This is a genomic window from Pseudoxanthomonas suwonensis, assembly GCF_010093235.1.
Lineage (GTDB): Bacteria > Pseudomonadota > Gammaproteobacteria > Xanthomonadales > Xanthomonadaceae > Pseudoxanthomonas > Pseudoxanthomonas suwonensis.
The window spans coordinates 111,468-129,430 of sequence record NZ_PDWP01000003.1 but is presented as its reverse complement, the minus strand read 5'-3'; the positions used below and the strand labels follow the sequence as shown (position 1 = coordinate 129,430).

The 17,963-nt window shown below is 70.6% G+C and carries 21 protein-coding genes and 2 tRNA genes; 11 read left to right on the top strand and 12 right to left on the bottom strand.

The features are described 5' to 3' along the window. Positions 1-96: 96 nt before the first annotated feature. Genes CSC68_RS02395 through rsmD form a run of 3 tightly spaced genes read right to left on the bottom strand, consistent with a single transcriptional unit; the run spans position 97 to position 1,785 of the window. Positions 97-600, bottom strand: coding sequence for a hypothetical protein (locus CSC68_RS02395; protein ID WP_162201896.1), 504 nt, complete (start codon positions 598-600; stop codon positions 97-99). 29 nt (positions 601-629) lie between these two features. Continuing rightward, positions 630-1,157: a pantetheine-phosphate adenylyltransferase gene (coaD, locus tag CSC68_RS02390; RefSeq protein WP_162201925.1), complete on the bottom strand. Its 528-nt coding sequence runs from the start codon at positions 1,155-1,157 to the stop codon at positions 630-632. Continuing rightward, the gene (rsmD, locus tag CSC68_RS02385; RefSeq protein ID WP_162201895.1) at positions 1,144-1,785 is read right to left on the bottom strand and encodes a 16S rRNA (guanine(966)-N(2))-methyltransferase RsmD; all 642 of its coding nucleotides are present in this window, start codon (positions 1,783-1,785) and stop codon (positions 1,144-1,146) included. The genes coaD and rsmD overlap by 14 nt, the downstream gene beginning before the upstream one ends. Before the next feature lie 84 nt (positions 1,786-1,869). Here rsmD and ftsY point away from each other — a divergent pair, with 84 nt between their 5' ends. The 3 genes from ftsY to CSC68_RS02370 all read left to right on the top strand — a co-directional run bounded on the left by ftsY (position 1,870) and on the right by CSC68_RS02370 (position 4,559). Next, entirely contained in the window at positions 1,870-3,114 is a 1,245-nt protein-coding gene (gene ftsY, locus CSC68_RS02380; RefSeq protein ID WP_162201894.1) for a signal recognition particle-docking protein FtsY, read from the top strand. A 93-nt stretch (positions 3,115-3,207) separates the two neighbouring features. Beyond that, on the top strand, positions 3,208-4,266 hold the full coding sequence (gene mutY, locus CSC68_RS02375) for an A/G-specific adenine glycosylase (RefSeq protein WP_162201893.1): 1,059 nt from the start codon (positions 3,208-3,210) through the stop codon (positions 4,264-4,266). Between the two features lie 14 nt (positions 4,267-4,280). Then, on the top strand, positions 4,281-4,559 hold the full coding sequence (locus tag CSC68_RS02370) for an oxidative damage protection protein (RefSeq protein WP_162201892.1): 279 nt from the start codon (positions 4,281-4,283) through the stop codon (positions 4,557-4,559). A 761-nt stretch (positions 4,560-5,320) separates the two neighbouring features. On the opposite strand, the gene CSC68_RS02365 is transcribed toward CSC68_RS02370, so the two are convergent. Then, positions 5,321-5,396 (bottom strand) — tRNA-Phe (locus tag CSC68_RS02365). A 153-nt stretch (positions 5,397-5,549) separates the two neighbouring features. On the opposite strand from CSC68_RS02365, the gene CSC68_RS02360 reads away from it, so the two are divergent. The 6 genes from CSC68_RS02360 to dxs all read left to right on the top strand — a co-directional run bounded on the left by CSC68_RS02360 (position 5,550) and on the right by dxs (position 10,292). Further along, positions 5,550-6,008, top strand: a complete 459-nt coding sequence (locus CSC68_RS02360; protein ID WP_162201891.1) for a DUF6491 family protein — start codon at positions 5,550-5,552, stop codon at positions 6,006-6,008. A 118-nt stretch (positions 6,009-6,126) separates the two neighbouring features. Further along, positions 6,127-6,336 carry a hypothetical protein gene (locus tag CSC68_RS02355; RefSeq protein ID WP_162201890.1) on the top strand — a complete coding sequence of 70 codons (210 nt, stop codon included), beginning with the start codon at positions 6,127-6,129 and terminating at the stop codon, positions 6,334-6,336. A 79-nt stretch (positions 6,337-6,415) separates the two neighbouring features. Beyond that, positions 6,416-7,012, top strand: a complete 597-nt coding sequence (locus CSC68_RS02350; RefSeq protein ID WP_162201889.1) for a lipocalin family protein — start codon at positions 6,416-6,418, stop codon at positions 7,010-7,012. A gap of 31 nt (positions 7,013-7,043) precedes the next feature. After that, complete coding sequence (locus tag CSC68_RS02345; RefSeq protein ID WP_162201888.1) at positions 7,044-7,532, top strand: LEA/WHy family protein; 489 nt, start codon at positions 7,044-7,046, stop codon at positions 7,530-7,532. A 176-nt stretch (positions 7,533-7,708) separates the two neighbouring features. Beyond that, positions 7,709-8,230, top strand: coding sequence for an HNH endonuclease (locus CSC68_RS02340; RefSeq protein ID WP_425501191.1), 522 nt, complete (start codon positions 7,709-7,711; stop codon positions 8,228-8,230). Positions 8,231-8,384: 154 nt separating this feature from the next. Continuing rightward, the gene (gene dxs / locus CSC68_RS02335) at positions 8,385-10,292 is read left to right on the top strand and encodes a 1-deoxy-D-xylulose-5-phosphate synthase (RefSeq protein ID WP_162201886.1); all 1,908 of its coding nucleotides are present in this window, start codon (positions 8,385-8,387) and stop codon (positions 10,290-10,292) included. Between the two features lie 43 nt (positions 10,293-10,335). On the opposite strand, the gene CSC68_RS02330 is transcribed toward dxs, so the two are convergent. Then, positions 10,336-11,310, bottom strand: a complete 975-nt coding sequence (locus tag CSC68_RS02330; protein WP_246193424.1) for a TraB/GumN family protein — start codon at positions 11,308-11,310, stop codon at positions 10,336-10,338. A 283-nt stretch (positions 11,311-11,593) separates the two neighbouring features. Between CSC68_RS02330 and CSC68_RS02325 the strand changes: the two genes are divergently transcribed. After that, entirely contained in the window at positions 11,594-12,184 is a 591-nt protein-coding gene (locus CSC68_RS02325) for a hypothetical protein (RefSeq protein ID WP_162201885.1), read from the top strand. 237 nt (positions 12,185-12,421) lie between these two features. After that, positions 12,422-12,640, top strand: coding sequence for a hypothetical protein (locus tag CSC68_RS02320; protein WP_162201884.1), 219 nt, complete (start codon positions 12,422-12,424; stop codon positions 12,638-12,640). Between the two features lie 144 nt (positions 12,641-12,784). Here CSC68_RS02320 and CSC68_RS02315 read toward each other — a convergent pair. The 7 genes from CSC68_RS02315 to rpmI all read right to left on the bottom strand — a co-directional run bounded on the left by CSC68_RS02315 (position 12,785) and on the right by rpmI (position 17,828). Continuing rightward, positions 12,785-12,861, bottom strand: a tRNA-Pro gene (locus CSC68_RS02315). Between the two features lie 67 nt (positions 12,862-12,928). Continuing rightward, a complete protein-coding gene (locus CSC68_RS02310) occupies positions 12,929-13,285 on the bottom strand; it encodes a MerR family transcriptional regulator (protein WP_162201883.1) in 357 nt (118 codons plus the stop codon). Continuing rightward, positions 13,278-13,583, bottom strand: coding sequence for an integration host factor subunit alpha (locus tag CSC68_RS02305; protein WP_162201882.1), 306 nt, complete (start codon positions 13,581-13,583; stop codon positions 13,278-13,280). The genes CSC68_RS02310 and CSC68_RS02305 overlap by 8 nt, the downstream gene beginning before the upstream one ends. Positions 13,584-13,598: 15 nt before the next feature. After that, the gene (pheT, locus tag CSC68_RS02300; RefSeq protein ID WP_162201881.1) at positions 13,599-16,016 is read right to left on the bottom strand and encodes a phenylalanine--tRNA ligase subunit beta; all 2,418 of its coding nucleotides are present in this window, start codon (positions 16,014-16,016) and stop codon (positions 13,599-13,601) included. 136 nt (positions 16,017-16,152) lie between these two features. Next, on the bottom strand, positions 16,153-17,148 hold the full coding sequence (gene pheS / locus CSC68_RS02295; protein WP_162201880.1) for a phenylalanine--tRNA ligase subunit alpha: 996 nt from the start codon (positions 17,146-17,148) through the stop codon (positions 16,153-16,155). Between the two features lie 109 nt (positions 17,149-17,257). Further along, positions 17,258-17,617 (bottom strand): 50S ribosomal protein L20, encoded by a 360-nt coding sequence (rplT, locus tag CSC68_RS02290; protein WP_162201879.1) that lies wholly within the window; start codon positions 17,615-17,617, stop codon positions 17,258-17,260. Between the two features lie 13 nt (positions 17,618-17,630). Further along, on the bottom strand, positions 17,631-17,828 hold the full coding sequence (rpmI, locus tag CSC68_RS02285; RefSeq protein ID WP_010342861.1) for a 50S ribosomal protein L35: 198 nt from the start codon (positions 17,826-17,828) through the stop codon (positions 17,631-17,633). Positions 17,829-17,963: the final 135 nt, after the last annotated feature.

Here is a 17,963-nt window from a genome sequence, read left to right as displayed (position 1 = left end):
CGGGTCATGGGGGTGCCGCCTGGCCCCGGCCCCGCGGGCGCGGGGGGACCCTCCCGCCGGCGCCCGGCCGCGTCGCCGCGGCCGGGCCCGGGAAGGTCACTTGGCTTCGACGAAGACGTAGTCGGCGCCGGTCGGCTTGACCACGGTCATCACGCGCGCGTTGTCGGCGGCGTCGCCGATGAACACGATGCGCACGTCCTTCAGCGAGCCGTCCGGGACGGTCTCGAAGGCGGTCTCGATCAGGCCGGCCATGCGCGAGGACGCCGGCGAACCGAAGGCCAGCAGGTTGCCCTTCTGCACGCCGCGCTTCATCGCGGTGGTGGCGGCCTCGACCTGGCGCTCGTACTTGGCCTCGAACTCCGGATCCGACTCCGGCGGCAGGTAGTACAGGAACGGGTTGTTGGTGATGTTGCCCATGTTCTCCTGCACCACCGCCGGCAGGTACGCCTTCCAGGCGGCGTCGTCGTCCTTGGCCGGGGCGGCCAGCTTCCGGACCTCGGAGGCCTCGTTGGCCACCGGCTGTTCCTTGCCACAGCCGGCCAGCAGCAGCGGGGACGCCGCCAGGCTGGCGAGCAGGAGCGCGCGCATCGTCTTGTTCATCAGGAAACCCTCCCTTTCGTTCGAAAAAATCACTTGGAACCCTGCTCCTGCCGCGCCGCCTTCAGGGCCGCGGCCACCGCCGGGGTCACGAACCCCGACACGTCGCCGCCCAGGCGGGCGATCTCGCGCACCAGCGACGAGGAAATGAAGCTGTACTGCTCGGCCGGGGTCAGGAACAGGGTCTCGACCTCCGGGATCAGGTGGCGGTTCATGCTTGCCATCTGGAACTCGTATTCGAAGTCCGACACCGCGCGCAGGCCGCGCAGCAGCACGCCGGCACCGACCTCGCGCACGAAATGCGCCAGCAGCGTGTCGAAGCCGCGGACCTCCACGTTCGGATGCCCGGAAAGCGCCTCGCGGGCCAGCCTGACGCGCAGTTCCAGCGGCAGCGTGGGGCCCTTGGCCTGGCTGGCGGCCACGCCGACGATCACCTTCTCGAACAGCGGCGCGGCGCGGTCGACAAGGTCGATGTGGCCATTGGTGATCGGATCAAAGGTGCCGGGATAGACGGCAGTGCGGCGATGGGCCACGGTCGGGTCGTCGTCAGGGGGCCGGATTGGCCTCGCCGAGTGTATCAGCGCCCCCGGCGCCTCGGCCACGATACAGCGCCGCGCGGGCCTGCGAGGTGCGCAGCTCGCGGTGCAGGTGCCAGCCCGGCGGTGGCGCCGGTTCGCTGCCCGCGGGGCTTTCCACGTAGAGCCACGCATCCGGCGCCATCAGCGGGGGCAGCGCGCGCAACACGGCGTCCCACAGGCCGGCCGAAAACGGCGGGTCAACGAACACGATGTCCACCGGGCCGGCGCCGGCCGCATCGGCGGACCCCAGCCACTGCAGGGCATCGGCCTCGACCACCCGTGCCTGCGCCCCGAGCCGCGCGACGTTCGCGCGCAGCGCGGCCGCGGCGCCGCGGTCGCGCTCCACCAGCACCGCGCTGGAGGCGCCACGCGAGAGCGCCTCCAGTCCCAGTGCGCCGCTGCCGGCGAACAGGTCCAGCACCCGCGCACCGGGCAGCGCCGGCATCAGCCAGTTGAACAGGGTCTCGCGGACGCGATCGGAGGTCGGACGCAGGCCGGCGACGTCGGCCACCGGCAGGCGCGTGCCGCGCCAGCGGCCGCCGATGATCCGCACCACCCCGGGAGCGGCGGCGGCACGGGTACCCGGACGCGGCGGCATGCGGCGGCTCATGGACGGGGCCGGCGGCGGCCGGTTTCAGAAGCTGTGACGGGGTGCGGTGCTAGCATGTGCGCCATTCTCCGATATCCCTGCGAAATGGTCAGTTTCTTCCGCCGAAAGAAGCCCGAAAGCGCCCCTGCCACGCCATCCGGAAGCCGTTTCAGCGCCGAAGAGCTTGCCGCCGCCTTCCCGCAGGCACCCAGCGCCCCGGCACCGGCGGAAGCGCCCGTGGTGCCGGAGCCCCTGCCGGAGGCGCCGCAGCAGCCCGCCAGCGAGGGCGCGGTCGACCAGGCCGCCGGCGCGACCGCGGTGGAACCGGCCGCAGTCGTGGACCAGGCGGTGGCAGTCGAGGCAGCCGTCGTCCCGGCCGATGCCGGCACCCCGGTGGAGGATGGCGCCGCGGTAGGCCCGGCCGCTGCGCCCGGCCGCACCGGCTGGCGCGAGCGCCTGCGCAACAGCGCCTTCGCGCGCAGCTTCGGTGGCCTGTTCTCGCGCAATCCCAAGCTCGACGACGACCTGCTGGACGAGATCGAGACCGCCCTGCTCACCGCCGACGTCGGCGTGGCCGCGACCACCGCGCTGGTGGAGAGCCTGCGCAAGCGCATGAAGGCGCGCGAGTTCGCCGATTCGCGGGCACTGTTGGCGGCGCTGCGCGCCGAACTGGTGGCGATGCTGCAGCCGGTGTCCCAGCCGCTGCGGATCGATCCGGACACCCGCCCCTTCGTGTTGCTGACGGTGGGCGTCAACGGCGTGGGCGAGACCCCCACCATCGGCAAGCTTGCCCGTCGCTTCAAGGACGAGGGTCGCAGCCTGATGCTGGCCGCCGGCGACACCTTCCGCGCCGCGGCCGTGGCCCAGCTCCAGGCCTGGGGCGAGCGCAACGGCGTGACCGTGATCGCCCAGGGCCAGAACGCGGACGCCGCATCGGTGGCCTACGACGCGCTGCAGGCGGCAAAGGCGCGCGGCACCCAGGTGCTGATCGCCGACACCGCCGGCCGCCTGCACACCCAGGTCGGGCTGATGAACGAGCTGGGCAAGATCAGGCGCGTCCTGCAGAAGCTCGATCCAACTGCGCCGCACGAAGTGCTGATGGTGATCGACGGCACCACCGGCCAGAACGCGCTCAACCAGCTGCGCCAGTTCAACGCCGCGGTGGGCGTGACCGGCCTGGTGGTGACCAAGCTCGACGGCACCGCCAAGGGTGGCGTGGTGTTCGCCCTGGCGCGCGAGTTCGGCATCCCGATCCGCTTCGCCGGCATCGGCGAACGCCCCGAGGACCTGCGCGTGTTCGATCCTGAAGCCTTCGTCGACGCGCTGCTGCCCGAGGCGCTGGGTTCCTGAGCGCGGGCATGCGCACCATTGCCGCGACCACCGCGGACCTGGCGCTGCCCGGGTCCGTTGCGCCGGGGTGCGCCGCATCGCCGGAGTGCGCGCGTGGCTGAGCCGGTCGACCGCTTCGTCGCACCGCTGCTGGCCTGGTTCGACCGCCACGGCCGCCACGACCTGCCCTGGCAGCATCCGCGCACGCCCTACCGGGTCTGGCTATCGGAAATCATGCTGCAGCAGACCCAGGTCGCCACGGTCGTCCCGTACTTCCTGCGTTTCGTTGCCAGCTTCCCCACCCTGCCCGACCTGGCCGCCGCCAGCACCGACGAGGTGATGGCGCACTGGGCCGGCCTCGGCTACTACGCCCGTGCCCGCAACCTGCACGCCGCGGCCAGGCTTTGCGTGGAACGGCATGGCGGCGACCTGCCGCGCGACTTCGATGCCCTGCTCGCGCTGCCCGGGATCGGCCGCAGCACCGCCGGCGCCATCCTGTCCCAGGCCTGGGGCGACCCGTTCCCGATCCTCGACGGCAACGTCAAGCGCGTGCTCGCGCGCTGGCACGGCATCCATGGCTGGCCCGGCACGCCGGCGGTGGAAAAGCAGATGTGGACCCTGGCCGCCGCCCACGTACGGCATGTCCCGCCGGGCCGCATGGCCGACTACACCCAGGCGCAGATGGACTTCGGCGCCACCCAGTGCACGCGCGCCGCGCCGGCCTGCCTGACCTGCCCGTTGGCCGATGGCTGCGTGGCGCTGCGCGAGGGGCTCGTCGATGCCCTGCCCACGCCGCGCCCGGGCAAGACCCTGCCGGAACGCGAAGCGATCGCCCTGCTGCTGGAGGACGGCGAGGGCCGCCTGCTGCTGCAGCGACGCCCGCCGACCGGCATCTGGGCCTCGCTGTGGACCCTGCCGCAGGCGGAGACCGAATCCGAACTGCGCGCCTGGTTCGAGCGCGAGGTGGACGGCGACTTCGACGCGGCCGATGCATTGCCGACCATCGTCCACACCTTCAGCCACTACCGCCTGCACCTGCAGCCGCTGCGGCTGCGCAAGGTCGTCCCGCCCGCCCGCGTGGGCGACAATGACGCCCAGCGCTGGGTGGCACGCGCGGAACTGGCCGGCTTCGGCCTGCCCGCGCCCATCCGCAAGCTGCTCGACTCACACTGAAGCGACCAAAGCCCATGTCCCGCACGATCTTCTGCCAGTACGAACAACGCGAGGCCGAGGGCCTGGATTTCATCCCCTGGCCCGGCGAACTGGGCAAGCGCATCCACGCCAGCATCGGCAAGCCCGCCTGGGCCGCCTGGCTTGCGCACCAGACCATGCTGATCAACGAGAACCGGCTGTCGCCGCGCGATCCGCAACACCGCGCCTTTCTCGAACAGGAAATGGAGAAGTTCCTGTTCGGCGGCAGTGCCGAGAAGCCGGCGGGCTACGTGCCTCCCGCCGAAGAATCCTGAGCCCGGACCTGCTGCCGCGTCGTGCCATCGGCCGGCGGCACCCCAGACGAAAAGTCCGCGCCTCTCGGCGCGGACTGGTTATTCGGCAAACGCCCCGGCCCGGCTTCCTTCCGGCGGCTTGGTCCTTGGCAGAGCGGTAATCCCTTTCCAGTGCATGCCGTCGCTGCCGGGGCGAGGCCAGAATGCCAACACCGTCCAGGAATGTAAGTCGGGAAAAACTGCGCGCCTTGTAGGAAAAGTCCTACACGGCAGATCCGCCGGTTTTTGCCGGCCACTCAATGACTTGGGAGGCCCGCCCCGCGCCTGCTGGAGGCAGGGACGATGGTCGCTGCAGGGTCGTGAAAACGACGTCGGTGGACTGCTCTCACCCGTAGCAGCAGTACTTCCATATCGGCTCCAGGGCACGGAACTTCATCCCAGGCGCAGCCCATGGGATACAGGCCGTTCGTCCCCTTTCAGCGGCGAGCCGGATGCGACGCACGCAGCAGCCTTCTCCGGTCGAGGACATCGGCCTCGTTCCGCGTATCCCGAAGCGCACGCGCCGGAAAATCCCAAGCGATGCGATCGAATCGTGCGGAATCCACCCCACCACCCGAGACGAGGACAACATGCGGCAGCTGGTGGAGCCACGAAGCCGTGCCAGCGACGGTACGCGCACCTCGCGGCGGATCACTGCATGCGGCAACGTGCCGGATCGGCACACTGGCGGCACAAAAAGAAAGCCCGCACTGGGTGCGGGCTTTCTAACACCTTGAATTCAATGGTGGCCGGGGAGGGAATCGAACCCCCGACACGGGGATTTTCAATCCCCTGCTCTACCAACTGAGCTACCCGGCCATCTTCGCTGCGGCTTGGCCGCTGCGAGGGGCGGCATCATAACGGGCCTTTCGGCATCCGACAAGCGTCACGTGCATGAATGCTTGCCGATGCCCCTCCTCACCGCCACGGCGGCCTGGGCGAAGATGGCGTCCCGTCCCCGAGGAGCACGCAATGAAGAGCTTGCGAGTGACTGTCACCGCGACCATCGCCCTGGCACTTGGCGCATGTGCCGGCACGCCGCGGATGGGCGATGCGGACCGGCTGGAACTCCATCGCGCCCATGCCGGCGCGCCAGTATCCAACTTCCCCCTGCGCGGGCAGCTGGATGGCTGGACGGCGCTGGGCGACCAGGCCCTGGTGGTGTGGACGCGTCCGCGCGAGGCATGGCTGCTCGAACTCGCCGGACCCTGCCAGGACCTCGGCTACGCGACCGCGATCTCGCTCAGCAGCAGCGGCTCGCGGGTCCACGCGAAGTTCGACGGCGTGGTTCCGCTCGGGGCCATGACCAGCCAGGTCGGACGCTTCCCATGCCGGATCCACGAGATCCGCCCGCTCGACACCAAGGCCCTGAAGCAGGCACAGGACGGGCTGCGGGAAGCACGCGTGGAGCCGCGCCGGGAGCAGCCCTGAGCCTGCCCCGGCTTTCCCCTACAGGCCAGCCGGGCTTCCCCGATTGCCGGGCCCCGGGTAGCGTTGCAGATTCGCGCGCGGGTTCGAGGGGAGAGCGTCGCGGGAGAGGGGAGGCTTCATGGAGTACAGGAGACTTGTCGTCCACAAGGACCATCGCGGCTGCGTCCTGCTCGACGGCGACCGCCCGATCGCATCCTGCCGCTCGGTCGACAAGGCGCTGGAACTGGCCCGTACACTGGCCGCCGCCCACCACCTGAGGTCGGGCCCAGGCGTGGTCATCGAACTGCGCAGGTACGGACAGCAGCCGCGCCCGGTCCGCGTGGAGTGAGCGGCGCCGGGACGGCGTCGGCGTGGTCGCCGGCCGGCGGTGCTAGCATCCGCCGGCCGTGCTTCCCCCAGGAGACCGCATGCGTACGTCGTTCCTGAGCATGCTGCTGCTCTGCATCGTACTGCCCCCCTGCACCGCCGGCGCCGCCGGGCCGGTGGCCTCGGTCGAACAGCTGGACCTGAGCCGCTATGCCGGGCACTGGCACGAGATCGCGCACCTGCCGGTCTCCTACCAGCGACGCTGCGTCGACGACATCACCGCCCACTACACGCTCCGCAGCGACGGCACGATCGGCGTGCGCAACGCCTGCCGCGCGCGCGACGGCGGATACATCGCGGTCGAAGGCGTGGCCCGCCAGGTCGAAGGTTTTCCGGCGCGCTTCCAGGTCCGCTTCGCGCCGGGCTGGCTCGGCTGGCTGCCGCTGGTCTGGGCCGACTACTGGGTGCTTGCGCTCGACGAGGACTACCAGTGGTCGCTCGTCGGCGAACCGGGCGGCCGCTACCTCTGGATCCTCGCGCGCGAACCGTCCATGGATGCCGGCCCCTTCGCCGCGCTCCGGAAGCGCGCCGAGGACATGGGCTACGACCTTTCGGACCTGGTGATCGCCGCGCCGCTGCGCGGGGACGCCGACGCGCCAGGCCGTCCGGCCGATGGCGAAGCCCCGGCGACCCCGTAGTATCCTGCCGCGCAAGTTCGACGGAGGCGGCATGAATCGATTCCCGCGAAGGATCTTCCCGGCCATCGCCCTCGGCCTGGCAGCGTTGCTGGTCGCCGGCTGCGGCAGCAAGGCGCGGCGTGTCTCGCCGCCTGCCGCGTCCATCCAGCAGCTGACGGTCGAACGCGACGGCCGCTGGACGGTGGACCTGCGCCTCCACAACTACAGCAGCATTTCGATGCGTTTCGAGCGGGTGTCGCTGGCGGTAAGCGTCGACGAGCACGAGGCCGGCACGCTGCAGGCCTCCCCGGCCATCTCCATCGGCCCGTCCGCGGCCGACACCGTCCGCGCCACCCTGCGCCCGCAGCCGATGGCCCGCCTGGCGGTGGCCGATGCGCTCGCGGGGCGGCGCACGCTGTCGTACCGGCTCGAGGGCGAGGTCAGCGCCACGCCCGACGAGGCGAACAAGCCGCGCACCTTCGAGGTCAAGTCCGGCAGCACGCTCAACCCCACGCCGGGGCTCGAGGGCGTCCTGCGCTGAGGGGCCTTACGCAAACCGTCGCCTTTCGGGTATAAGCTTGGACCCCGATGGAGACGGATACGGCGACGCTTGATCCGATCTTCGCCGGCACTCCGGTACCGGCGGATGCCACGCCTTCGCTCCGCACCCTGGCCAACGCGCCCCGCGTCCTCTCCCTGGACGCCCACGGCCGCGCCATGGACTGGATCCACTGGCAGGACGCGACCTGCCTCTACGCCCGCGATGCCGTCGCCTGGACCCTGGGCGAGCCCTGCATGCGCGTGCATGGCGGCTTCAACCGCGACACCGGCAGCCGCAGCGTCATCGAGCTGCATCCGATCATCGCCACCCGCGGCCACGCAAGGGCGCGGGCGCTGGATCCGACCCCGGCGCTGTCCAACGCCGCGCTGTTCGCCCGCGACTCCTACCTGTGCCTCTACTGCGGCCAGCAGTTCGCGCGGCCGCAGCTGACCCGCGACCACGTGATCCCGCTGTCGCGGGGCGGCCTGGACATCTGGGAGAACGTGGTCAGCGCCTGCTTCCACTGCAACTCGCGCAAGGGCAACCGCACCCCGCACCAGGCGAACATGCCGCTGCTGGCCGTGCCCTACCGGCCCAGCTGGATCGAGCACCTGATCCTTTCCAACCGCAACATCCTGGCCGACCAGATGGCCTTCCTGCGCGCGCAACTGCCGCGACGCTCCAAGCTGTCGCCCTGAGGCGCAGCGGCCATGCAGCCCAGGGACCGCGCGCCCCTGCAACGCAGCCACCGATGAACGCCGGCCCCTTCCCGGCGGGCCCGGCACCAGCCCTTGCTTGCCCCGTCACGCTCGAGGGGAGGAAAATGGGCCACCGTATGGTTTTCCGGCCACGATGATCGACCCCCAACGCTATCCGCGCCTCGCCCGCATCGATTCGCCCGCGGACCTGCGCCGCTTCGACGAAGCCGAGCTGCCCGCGGTCGCGCAGGAGCTGCGCGCTTACCTGATCGAGTCGGTCGGCCGCAGCGGCGGCCACTCCGGCGCCGGCCTCGGCGTGGTCGAGCTGACCGTCGCCCTGCATTACCTCTACGAGACGCCCGGGGAACTGCTGGTCTGGGACGTCGGCCACCAGACCTACCCGCACAAGATCCTCACCGGGCGCCGCGACCGCATCCACACGGTCAAGCAGAAGGACGGCGTGGCGCCGTTCCCCAAGCGCGAGGAAAGCGAGTACGACACCTTCGGGGTCGGCCACTCCTCCACCTCGATCTCCGCTGCGCTGGGCATGGCCATCGCCCGCAAGCAGGCCGGCGACGAGCGCCAGGTGGTGGCTGTGATCGGCGACGGCGCGATGACCGCGGGCATGGCCTACGAGGCGCTCAACCATGCCGGCGGCATGGACGAGGAGCCCAACGTCCTGGTCATCCTCAACGACAACCGGATGTCGATCTCCGAGGCGGTCGGCGGCCTGACCAAGATGCTGGGCCGCCTTACCGGCAGCGCCACCCTCAACAGGATCCGCGAAGGCGGCAAGAAGCTGCTCGGCGACAAGCACAGCCCGCCGGCGCGCTTCGTCAAGCGCTGGGAAGGCCACTGGAAGGGCATGTTCGTGCCCTCCACCCTGTTCGAGCAGATGGGCTTCCACTACACCGGCCCGATCGACGGCCACGACCTGCCCGCGCTGGTCGCCGCGCTGCGCACTGCCAAGTCGCTCAAGGGCCCGCAGCTGCTCCACGTGATGACCACCAAGGGCAAGGGCTACGAGCTGGCCGAGGGCGACCAGATCGGCTACCACGCCGTGGGCCCGTTCGACCCGGCCAAGGGCCTGGCTCCCAAGACCGGGCCGAAGAAGCCGACCTACACCGACGTCTTCGGCGACTGGCTGTGCGACATGGCTGCCGCCGAACCGCGCCTGCTGGGCATCACCCCGGCCATGCGCGAGGGCTCGGGCCTGGTGCGGTTCTCGAAGGAGTACCCGCAGCGCTATTTCGACGTGGCCATCGCCGAGCAGCACGCGGTGACCCTGGCCGCCGGCATGGCCACCCAGGGCGCCAAGCCGGTGGTCGCGATCTACTCGACCTTCCTGCAGCGCGGCTACGACCAGCTGGTCCACGACGTGGCCACCCAGAACCTGGACGTGCTGTTCGCGATCGACCGCGGCGGCGTGGTCGGCCCCGACGGCGCCACCCATGCCGGCAACCTGGACCTGAGCTTCCTGCGCTGCGTGCCGAACATGATGGTGATGGCGCCGGCCGACGAGGACGAGTGCCGCAAGATGCTCACCACCGGCCTGCGGTACGCCGGTCCGGCCGCGGTGCGCTATCCGCGCGGCACCGGCCCCGGGGTGGCGATCGAGCCGACCCTGGACGCCCTGCCGATCGGCCGCGCGCAGCTGCGCCGCCGGGGCGGCAGCGTGGCCCTGCTGGCCTTCGGCGCGACGGTCGCCGCCGCCGAGGCCGTGGCCGCGGAGCTGGACCTGACCGTGGTCAACATGCGCTTCATCAAGCCGCTGGACCGCGAGCTGGTGCTGGAGATGGCGCGCAGCCACGACGGCCTGGTGACCATCGAGGACAACGTGGTCGCCGGTGGCGCCGGCTCGGCCGTATCCGAACTCCTCAATGCCGAAGGCATCGCCATGGCGGTGCTGCAGCTGGGCCTGCCGGATGCCTTCCAGCACCACGCCAGCCGCGAGGACCTGCTGGCCGAGGCCGGCATCGATGCCGCCGGCATCCGTGCCTCCGTGCTGCGCCGCTGGCCGCAGCTGGCCGCGGCCACCCTGCCCCGCGCCGCCGGGGCCTGATCCTCCGGCCTGCGCCTCCGCCGCACGGCGGAGGCGCCCTGGTTCATACGCCGGCCGCGGCCGTGTTCCCCGGCCCTGGCAGCGACTCCTCCCCGTCGTACTCCTCGTCCGGTGCATGCACCTGGCAGCCGCGTGCCTGCAGCGCGGAGACATAGCCGCCGCGGTCGTGCAGCAGGCTGTCGATCGGCAGCATCGCGAACGAGACCGGGTGCCCGTCCAGCGCCGCCAGCGCCGCTTCCAGCCAACGCTCGCGCACCTGCCTGTCCAGGTCGGTGAAGCCGCGCCTGCGGGCCGTCCCGGTCCCGGTCCAGGCGGTCAGGCAGGCCAGGGTCTGGTTGCCGGCCTCCGGCATCGCGCGCAGCGCGGCGACATCGCCCGTGGCCCAGGCGTTGGCGCGGCGGCTGACCTGGGGCAGTCCGTGCTCGATCAGGTCCAGGGTGCGGGCGACGCAGTCCAGATCCTCCTGCCTGGCAGGTTCGGCACGGAACTCCGCCAGGGCCTGCCGCGGATCGTCGACCGTCAGCTCCAGCGTCGTGGATACCGGCTTCAACCCCCTCGCCTCCAGCACCGGCGCGACCACCGGGCGCACCAACCCACCACGCAGGCCATGGCGCCTGAGCGCAGCCTGGTACAGCTGGAAGGCGGCGATCACCGGGCGCTTCTTCTCGATGCCCCGGTCGCGGCCGAGGTAGCGCGTCTTCAACCTGCTCCAGCGCGCGTACAGCTCCGGAGGCAGCACGTCCTGCAGCTTCCCGCCGCCCGGATTGCGCATGGCCCGCAACGCCGACGGCGCCAGGGTCAGCCCGCGCAGGAAGCCGACGTCGGCCCCGAAGCTCACCCCCGGCGGATCCAGTACCGCGCCTGATTCGGCCAGCACCTGGCGCACCTCGTCGGCCTGCCACTGCATGCCGGCCGGAAGCGGCGACTGGGTACCCAGGATGTAGAGCACATGGTCGCCACGCGTCACGCGCCACAGCCCGGGACCGGGCTGGGCCCCGGTCACCAGCACCGGAGCCATGTCCACCACGGCCTCACCTGCGGCGGCCGGTGCTGGCGGCGTATCCGCCTGGACCGCAGCCGCCACGGACAACCCACCCGCCAGTACCGCCATCCAGCACGCCCGGATGTAGCGCATCTTCTCCACTCCCTGGTTGAAAAGCATGGAACCGCACACGGACCGGGGGCGCCCTCGCCGGACCGCGCATCAACTGCCGTGCAAGGGTCGGCACATGGCATCCTTACGCCGACCGCCATGGCGGTGGCCAAGGCGGCGTCATCCATTCGCACATGGAAGGGAACGAATGGCCACGGCCGTGGTCGCCGGCGCCGTGGCGCTCACCGGCGCATCAGACCGCAAGGGCAAGGCCGAGTTCACCAAGATCACCGTGGAACGGATCAACGTGGTCAACGCCGACGGGTCGCGCGCCCTGGTGCTGGCCAACGGCGAGCGCCTGCCGGCTCCGGTGATCAACGGCCGCGAGGTCGAAAGCGACCGCGGCCGCAAGCCCGGGATGCTGTTCTACAACGACGAAGGCGACGAGGTCGGCGGGCTGATCTACGCCGGCAAGTCCGGCGAGGACGGCCATGGCAGCGGTGGCGTGCACCTGTCGATGGACCGTTACGGCGGCGACCAGCAGCTGGCCCTGTACCACCACGAGCACGGTGGCCACATGGAGACCGGCCTGTCGATCTACGACCGCGGCCTGGAGAAGGAATACGGGCCACTGTACGAAGCCCTCAGCAGGCTGCCACCCGGGCCGGAGCGCGAAGCGCTGGCTGCAAAGTGGCGCGAAGCCGGCGGCCAGCAGACCCAACGGCTGTTTGTCGGGCGCCCCCGGGGGATTTCTCCGCGTTGGTCCTTGCCGACAAGCAGGGGCGCCCGCGCATCATGATGCTGGTCAGCCCCGACGGCGTGCCCTCCCTCCAGTTCCTTGGCGAGGACGACGAAGTGCTGCAGAGCTTCCCGGCCGCGCAAGGCGCGGGCGGCCGCTCCTGATGGCCGTGGAGATGCCGCGTCCACATAGGAACCCTCTGGTTTCCACCTGAATGGTGGACGTCGCGTTGACCGGCCCGGCGACCTAAGTCAGCGTCGATTCGCCGGATGTCCGGCCCTGGGAAGGAAACCCGCCATGAAGCCCAAGCACCTGCTTGTTCCACTCGCCCTTGCAGCCTGCATGACCTCCGGAAACGCCCTGGCGCAAACGAAGCGGGAAATCATCTACTGCACGGAGAACACCTGCCTGGTGCGCGACTGCGTCACGATCCCCGGGGCAGGCACGCAGTGCGGCATCGGCCTGGTGCCGAGGCTGTCGATCCGGTTCGGACCAGGCTATCCGAAAGAGCCCTGAGATGAAGGCCCCGCCCCGGCGGGGCCTTCGGCCCCTCGGAACCCGCCGCACGGCGGGTAGCGGCGCTGCTTCGCCATGACCGCCACGCGCCGACACGAAAAAGGGCTTGCGGATCGCCCGCAAGCCCTTCGTCGAAACCGAATTTGGTCGGGGTAGCCGGATTCGAACCGACGACCACTTGTCCCCCAGACAAGTGCGCTACCAGGCTGCGCTATACCCCGGGAAAAACTCCCGCCCTTGGGCGGGCTGGCGATTATACCGGTTGCCCGGCGCGATCGCGAGTCCGGCTCAGCGGCGCAGCAGCTGCAGCACTTCCTCCAGCTCCATGCGCACCTGGCGCACGATCTGGGTGCTGAGCGCCGACTCCTGCTTGGCGCCCTCGCCCTCCAGGCGCTGGCGCGCGCCGCCGATGGTGTAGCCGTGTTCGTACAGCAGGCTGCGGATCTGGCGGACCATCAGCACGTCGTGGCGCTGGTAGTAGCGGCGGTTGCCGCGGCGCTTGACCGGGCTGAGGCTGGGGAACTCGGTCTCCCAGTAGCGCAGCACGTGCGGCTTCACGTCGCACAGCTCGCTGACCTCGCCAATGGTGAAGTAGCGCTTGGCGGGGATCGGCGGAAGTTCGCGGTTGCTGCCGGGATCAAGCATTCGGCGCCACTCCCGCGAAGGCTTCCACGCGCTCCTTCAGCTTCTGGCCGGGGCGGAAGGTGACCACGGTGCGCGCGGAGATCGGGATCTCCTCGCCGGTCTTCGGGTTGCGGCCCGGGCGCTGGTTCTTGCGCCGCAGGTCGAAGTTGCCGAAGCCGGACAGCTTGACCTGCCGCCCGTCCTGCAGCGCCTCGCGCAACACATCGAAGAACGCATCGACGAATTCCTTCGCCTCGCGCTTGTTCAGGCCGACTTCGTCGAACAGACGCTCGGCCATCTCCGCCTTGGTCAGTGCCATTTCCTTGTCCCCGTGTCAGCCGCGGATCTTCGCCCCGTGGCTGCTGTCGAGGGCGGCCACCACGCGGGACACCACGGCATCGGCGTCTTGATCGGTCAGAGTGCGCGTGTTGTCCTGCAAAATCAAGCCCATAGCCAGACTCTTGAACCCGGATTCCACGCCCGGACCCTGGTAACGGTCGAACAGCTGCAGGTCGCGCAGGACCTCGCCGGCGGCGGCGCGCACGCTGGCCGCCAGGTCGGCCCAGGCCACCTGCTCGGCGACCACGAAGGCCAGGTCGCGGCGCACGGCCGGATAGCGCGACAGCGCCTGGGCGCGCGGCAGCGGACGCCGCTGCAGGGGTTCCAGGTCCAGCTCGAAGCCGTAGGCGTCCACGTCCAGCTCCAGGGCCTTGGCCAGGCGCGGGTGCAGCTGGCCGATCCAGCCCAGCCGGACCTCACCGCCTTCCAGGTCGGTGCGGAACACGTCGGCGCTGCGGCCGGGATGGCCGAACGGCGCGGCCGAAGGACGGAACGCCAGCTGCGCCCCGGACTGGGCGGCCAGCGACTCCAGGTCACCCTTGAGGTCATGGAAGTCGACCGGACGCGCCTTCTGGCCCCACTGCTCGGCGATGGCCTGGCCACAGGCGACGGCGGCGATGCGCCGGGTCTCGCGCGGCGCGGGGGCGCCGGGCTGGCGCTCGCCGTCTGCGGCGAACACCCGGCCCAGCTCGAACAGGCGCACGCGGCCGGCCTGGCGCGCGGCATTGCGCGCCAGCGCATCGACCAGGCCCGGCAGCAGGCGCGGACGCATCACCGCCAGCTCGGCGCTGAGCGGGTTGGCCAGCGGCACGGTGCCTTCGGTGCAGCCCCAGGCTTCAAGCAGCCTCTGGTCGACGAAGGCGAAGCACACCGCTTCCAGGTAGTCGCGGCTGACCAGGTGGCGGCGCAGGTCCGCCTCCGGCAGCACGGTCTCGCTGGCCGCGGCCACGCGCGCCGGGCCGGCGGGAATGGTCGCCGGGATGCGGTCGTAGCCGTGGATGCGCGCCAGCTCCTCGATCAGGTCTTCCTCGATCGCGATGTCGAAGCGGCGGCTGGGCGCGGTGACCTGCCAGCCGTCGGCGGTCGCGGACACCTGCATGCCCAGCGCGCGCAGGATGCGCTCGACCTCGGCATCGGCGATCTCGGTACCGAGCACGCGGGCGATGCGTGCGCGCCGCAGCGCGATCGGCTGCGGCGCGGCCAGCGCGCCGGCCACGGTGGACTCGGTGACCGGGCCGGGACGCCCGCCGGCGATATCCAGGATCAGCCGGGTGGCGTACTCGACCGCCTCGCGCGGCAGCTGCGGATCCACGCCGCGCTCGAAACGGTGCCCGGCATCGGTGTGCAGGCCCAGGCGGCGGCTGCGGCCGATGATGGCCGAGGGGACCCAGTGCGCGGCCTCGAGGAACACGCGGGTGGTGCTGTCGCCGACCTTGGTGTCCTCGCCGCCCATGATGCCGCCCACGGCCACGGCGCGCGCGCCACGGCCGCCGCGGCTGTCGGACACGACCAGGAACTCGCCATCGAGGGTGGCGTCGCGTCCGTCCAGCAGCTTCAGCACCTCGCCCTGGCGCGCCGGGCGCACGACGACCGGCGCCTCCAGCTTGTCCAGGTCGAAGGCGTGCATCGGCTGGCCCAGCTCCAGCATCACGTACTGGGTGACGTCGACCAGCAGGCTGATCGGACGCACGCCGGAACGGCGCAGGCGCTCGGCCATCCACACCGGCGTCGCGGCTGCCGGGTCGACGCCCTCGATCACGCGGCCAACGAAGCGCGGCACGCGCTCGCCGGCTTCCAGCGCGACCTCGACGGTGGCGTCGGTCGCGGCCGGCACCGGCGCGTTGTCCATCGGCGCCACCTCGCTGCCCAGCGCGGCGGCTACGTCGTAGGCAATGCCGCGCACGCTGAAGCAGTCGGCGCGGTTGGGGGTCAGCTTGATCTCGATGCTGGCGTCCGGCAGACCCAGGTACCCGGCCAGCGGCTGGCCGACCGGCGCATCGGCCGGCAGTTCCAGCAGGCCGGAGGCATCGCTGTCCAGGCCCAGCTCCTTCGCCGAGCAGAGCATGCCGAACGATTCCACCCCGCGCAGCTTCGCCGGCTTGATCGACATGCCGCCGACGTTGGAACCGACCGTCGCCAGCGGCGCGGCCAGGCCGACGCGCGCGTTGGGCGCGCCGCACCCGATCTGCAGCGGCTCGCCGTTGCCGATGTCGACCTTGCACACCTGCAGGCGGTCGGCCTCCGGGTGGCGGACGGCTTCCACGATGCGGCCGACCACCACGCCGGCCAGGCCATCGCCCAGGGCGGTGACTTCCTCGACTTCCAGGCCGATGGCCGTCAGCGTGGCCGCGAGCCCGTCGCGGTTGGCCAGGGTCGACACGTGGCTGCGCAGCCAGTTCTCGGAAAATTTCATGGGGTGCCGTGATTCGTGGTTCGTGATTCGTGATTGGAAGTGCCGCGGCGGTGATGGCGCTATTGCTGATCCTGGGTGGCCGGCTGGCCGTACACGCTCTTCCGGATCACCAGTTGCCAATCACCAGTCACGGCCCTCAGGCGAACTGCCTGAGGAACCGCACATCGTTCTCGAAGAAGGCGCGCAGGTCGTTGACGCCGTAACGCAGCATCGCGAAGCGCTCCACGCCCAGGCCGAAGGCGAAGCCGGTGTAGCGCTCCGGATCGATGCCGCAGTTGCGCAGCACGTTCGGGTGGACCATGCCGCAACCCAGGACCTCCAGCCAGCGCACGCTGCCGTCCGGCTGCTGCCAGGCGATGTCGACCTCGGCGCCCGGCTCCACGAACGGGAAGTAGCTGGGGCGGAAGCGCATCTGGAAGTCGCGCTCGAAGAACGCGCGCACGAACTCGGAGAGCGTGCCCTTGAGGTCGGCGAAGGTCGAGGTCTCGTCGACCAGCAGGCCCTCGACCTGGTGGAACATCGGCGAATGGGTCTGGTCGGAGTCCGAACGGTAGACCTTGCCGGCGGCGATCATGCGCAGCGGCGGCCGGTGGTCGCCCATGTAGCGCACCTGCACGCCCGAGGTGTGGGTGCGCAGCAGGCGGCCGTCGCCGAAGTAGAAGGTGTCGTGCATGGCGCGCGCCGGGTGGTGCGGCGGGAAGTTCAGCGCCTCGAAGTTGTGCCAGTCGTCCTCGATCTCCGGGCCATCGGCCAGCTCGTAGCCGAGGCTGCCGAAGATGCTGGCGATCCGCTCCAGGGTGCGCGAGATCGGGTGGATCCCGCCGCGCTGGGCCAGGCGCCCCGGCAGGGTGACGTCCACCGCCTCGCCGGCCAGGCGCGCGTCGAGCGCGGCCTCCTCCAGCAGCGCCTTGCGCGCGGCCAGCGCCGCCGACACCTCGTCGCGGGCGCGGTTGATCGCCTCGCCGGCGGCCTTGCGCTGTTCCGGCGCCAGCGCGCCGAGCTGCTTGAGCTGGGAGGTGATGCTGCCCTGCTTGCCCAGCAGGCCCACGCGCAATGCCTCGACCGCCTCGGGAGTCTGTGCCGCGGCGATGTCGGCCAGCGCGCGCGCCGACAGGGTTTGGATATCGCTCATGGGAAACGGTCCCTCGGAAAACAAAATGGGGAAGGACTTGCGCCCTTCCCCATGCATGCATGCGGTGGTCCGCGCCAGGCCCGTGGACGGGCCCGGCGTGACTCGCAACTTATGCCGCCAGAGCGCTCTTGGCCTTCTCTGCCAGCGCGGTAAAGCCGGCCGCATCGTGCACGGCGATATCAGCCAGCACCTTGCGGTCCAGGGTGATACCGGCCTTCAGCAGGCCGTTGATGAAGCGGCTGTAGCTGATGCCGTTGGCGCGGGCAGCCGCGTTGATGCGGGTGATCCACAGCGAACGGAAGTTGCGCTTCTTCTGCTTGCGGCCGATGTAGGCGTACTGACCCGCCTTGATGACCGCCTGCTTGGCGACGCGGAAGACCTTGCGGCGGGCGTTGTAGTAACCCTTGGCCTGGCTGAGGATCTTCTTGTGACGGCGGCGCGCCTGGACGCCACGCTTGACTCGTGCCATTTCCTAGTCCTCCTCAGAGATACGGCAGCATGCGGTCCAGACGGCCCGCATCCTCGGCGCGGACGTGGTTCGTCTGCCGCAGGTTGCGCTTCCGCTTGGTCGCCTTCTTGGTGAGGATGTGGCTACGGTTGGCGTGGCCAGCCTTGTACTTGCCGGAGGCGGTCTTGCGGAAACGCTTGGCCGCCGCCCGGTTGGTCTTGATCTTGGGCATTGCGAATGTCCTTGATGGGAACTGTCACTGATACGGGCGGCAGGTCATCCTGCGCTTTCCATCCATGCCCATACCGGTCTATAAGCCGCTGAATCCCAAGGGGAAACGCGGCGGGTCCTGGTGCTGTTGCCAGCC

Bases quoted from the DNA above. Each gene is read 5' to 3' on its own strand.
- CSC68_RS02395 (WP_162201896.1), bottom strand. From the start codon at position 600: ATGAACAAGACGATGCGCGCGCTCCTGCTCGCCAGCCTGGCGGCGTCC.
- rsmD (WP_162201895.1), bottom strand. From the start codon at position 1,785: ATGAGCCGCCGCATGCCGCCGCGTCCGGGTACCCGTGCCGCCGCCGCT.
- ftsY (WP_162201894.1), top strand. From the start codon at position 1,870: ATGGTCAGTTTCTTCCGCCGAAAGAAGCCCGAAAGCGCCCCTGCCACG.
- CSC68_RS02370 (WP_162201892.1), top strand. From the start codon at position 4,281: ATGTCCCGCACGATCTTCTGCCAGTACGAACAACGCGAGGCCGAGGGC.
- CSC68_RS02360 (WP_162201891.1), top strand. From the start codon at position 5,550: ATGAAGAGCTTGCGAGTGACTGTCACCGCGACCATCGCCCTGGCACTT.
- CSC68_RS02355 (WP_162201890.1), top strand. From the start codon at position 6,127: ATGGAGTACAGGAGACTTGTCGTCCACAAGGACCATCGCGGCTGCGTC.
- CSC68_RS02350 (WP_162201889.1), top strand. From the start codon at position 6,416: ATGCGTACGTCGTTCCTGAGCATGCTGCTGCTCTGCATCGTACTGCCC.
- CSC68_RS02345 (WP_162201888.1), top strand. From the start codon at position 7,044: ATGAATCGATTCCCGCGAAGGATCTTCCCGGCCATCGCCCTCGGCCTG.
- CSC68_RS02340 (WP_425501191.1), top strand. From the start codon at position 7,709: ATGGACTGGATCCACTGGCAGGACGCGACCTGCCTCTACGCCCGCGAT.
- dxs (WP_162201886.1), top strand. From the start codon at position 8,385: ATGATCGACCCCCAACGCTATCCGCGCCTCGCCCGCATCGATTCGCCC.
- CSC68_RS02330 (WP_246193424.1), bottom strand. From the start codon at position 11,310: ATGGCTCCGGTGCTGGTGACCGGGGCCCAGCCCGGTCCCGGGCTGTGG.
- CSC68_RS02325 (WP_162201885.1), top strand. From the start codon at position 11,594: ATGGCCACGGCCGTGGTCGCCGGCGCCGTGGCGCTCACCGGCGCATCA.
- CSC68_RS02320 (WP_162201884.1), top strand. From the start codon at position 12,422: ATGAAGCCCAAGCACCTGCTTGTTCCACTCGCCCTTGCAGCCTGCATG.
- CSC68_RS02310 (WP_162201883.1), bottom strand. From the start codon at position 13,285: ATGCTTGATCCCGGCAGCAACCGCGAACTTCCGCCGATCCCCGCCAAG.
- CSC68_RS02305 (WP_162201882.1), bottom strand. From the start codon at position 13,583: ATGGCACTGACCAAGGCGGAGATGGCCGAGCGTCTGTTCGACGAAGTC.
- pheT (WP_162201881.1), bottom strand. From the start codon at position 16,016: ATGAAATTTTCCGAGAACTGGCTGCGCAGCCACGTGTCGACCCTGGCC.
- pheS (WP_162201880.1), bottom strand. From the start codon at position 17,148: ATGAGCGATATCCAAACCCTGTCGGCGCGCGCGCTGGCCGACATCGCC.
- rplT (WP_162201879.1), bottom strand. From the start codon at position 17,617: ATGGCACGAGTCAAGCGTGGCGTCCAGGCGCGCCGCCGTCACAAGAAG.
- rpmI (WP_010342861.1), bottom strand. From the start codon at position 17,828: ATGCCCAAGATCAAGACCAACCGGGCGGCGGCCAAGCGTTTCCGCAAG.